Annotated in this window: 2 protein-coding genes and 1 pseudogene; all 3 read right to left on the bottom strand. The window is 70.0% G+C overall.

The genetic code is table 11. The annotated features are described in order from the left end of the window. Positions 1 to 602, bottom strand: a pseudogene (locus I59_RS19860) (beta-ketoacyl-[acyl-carrier-protein] synthase family protein); the annotation flags it as partial. A gap of 179 nt (positions 603 to 781) precedes the next feature. Further along, entirely contained in the window at positions 782 to 1,030 is a 249-nt protein-coding gene (locus I59_RS11285; RefSeq protein WP_022903951.1) for an acyl carrier protein, read from the bottom strand. A 90-nt stretch (positions 1,031 to 1,120) separates the two neighbouring features. Further along, positions 1,121 to 1,725, bottom strand: a 605-nt coding sequence (locus tag I59_RS11280; protein WP_042726669.1) for a 3-oxoacyl-[acyl-carrier-protein] synthase III C-terminal domain-containing protein, incomplete at its 5' end; no start/stop codon positions are given.

The following is a 1,725-nucleotide window of genomic DNA, read 5'->3' as shown; positions in this document are numbered from 1 at the left end:
GAGCGGCAGCGGGTGCAGGGCAGCCTCGGCGCCACCGGCGATGACGATGTCCGCTTCGCCGGTCGCGACGTGGCGGTAGGCCTCGGCGAGGGACTCGTCGAGGAGGCGCAGCGGGAGAGGTACGTACGGGCACCGCCGCGCGCGCCGAACTCCATCTCGATGGCGGCCGCGGGGCCGTTGGCCATGAGCATCGGGACCGTCATCGGCATGACCCGACGCGGGCCCTTCTCCCGGAGGGTGTCCCAGGCGTCGAGCAGGGTGTTGACGCCGCCGATGCCGGTCGCCCAGTCGACGATGAGGCGCTCGGGCACGACCGACTCGGCGTCGATGCCGGCGTCGGCCCACGCCTCACGGGCGGCGATGAGGGAGAGCTGCGACGACGGGTCGAGGCGCTTGGTCTCCGGACGGGTGAGCTGGTCGGTGACGAAGCGGCGCGCCTGGCCGGCGAACTCGACGGGGAGTTCGAGCTCCGCGTAGCGGGGGTCTTCGATGCGGGTGATGCCGGACTTCCCGGCCAGCAGCGCCTCCCACGTCTCCGGGGCGGTCGCGGCGAGGGGTGAGATGGCACCGATCCCGGTGACGACGACGGTCTTGTTGGTCATGGAACGACGTGTTCTTTCGTGAGGACGCCCGGCCGCTCGTGGCGGAGCCGGACGGAGCCGGTTCGGCCCGACGAACGTCGAGCCGGAGTGGACCGAGCTGTGTCGGTCCGGAGGTGGACGAGATGAGCGCCGCGGCCCGCGGCTGGTCAACCGGGGCCGCGGCGCTCAGGAAGCTCGCGTCAGGCCTGCGCCTTGACGATGTAGTCGACGGCGTCGCCCACGGTCTTGAGGTTCTTGACCTCTTCGTCCGGGATCTTCACGTCGAACTTCTCTTCGGCGTTCACGACGATGGTCATCATCGAGATCGAGTCGATGTCGAGGTCGTCGGTGAACGACTTGTCAGCGGCGACGGTGTCGGTCGCGATGCCGGTCTCGTCGTTGATCAGCTCGGCCAGGCCGGCGAGGACTTCTTCGTTGGACAGGGCCATGGGGATTCTCCTTGAGGGGGTGTCGTTTGACCGTGGACCAGCCTAGGGCACTCGCGCTGCGGGTGCCCGGAGGCGGGCCGGGATGGGGAACTAGGGGAGGACGACGACCTGCGCGCCGAAGACGAGACCGGCACCGAAGCCGATCTGCAGCGCGAGGCCGCCCGACAGCTCGGGGTGCTCCTCGAGCAGTCGGTGGGTCGCGAGCGGGATGCTCGCTGCCGACGTGTTGCCGGTGGTGGTGATGTCCCGCGCGATGGCCACCGTGTCCGGCAGACCGAGCTGCTTCGCGAACTCGTCGATGATCCGGATGTTCGCCTGGTGCGGCACGAACGCGGCGAGGTCCTCGGGGCGGATGCCGGCGGCCTCGATCGCCTCGCGGGCGACCTTGACCATCTCCCACACCGCCCAGCGGAAGACCGTCTGACCGGCCTGTCGCATGGTCGGACGCGGTGCGCCGGCAGCCCACTCGTTGTAGGTCGCGGTCATGCCGATCGCGTCCCACTTCGAGCCGTCGGAGCCCCAGATCGTCGGCGCGATGCCGGGGAAGTCGCTCGGGCCGATCACCGCGGCGCCCGCACCGTCGCCGAGGAGGAACGAGATCGAGCGGTCGGTCGGGTCGACGACGTCGCTGAGCTTCTCCGCACCGATCACGAGCACGGGTCGGCGAGGCCGGACTTGATGAACGATCGGCCTGG

It is taken from the genome of Curtobacterium sp. B8, from assembly GCF_000333315.1.
GTDB lineage: Bacteria > Actinomycetota > Actinomycetes > Actinomycetales > Microbacteriaceae > Curtobacterium > Curtobacterium luteum.
Note: the sequence above shows the minus strand (reverse complement) of the source record. Positions and strands in the feature narration are given on the sequence as shown.

Coding starts and splice junctions, on each gene's coding strand:
- I59_RS11285 (WP_022903951.1), bottom strand. CDS start 1,030: ATGGCCCTGTCCAACGAAGAAGTCCTCGCCGGCCTGGCCGAGCTGATC.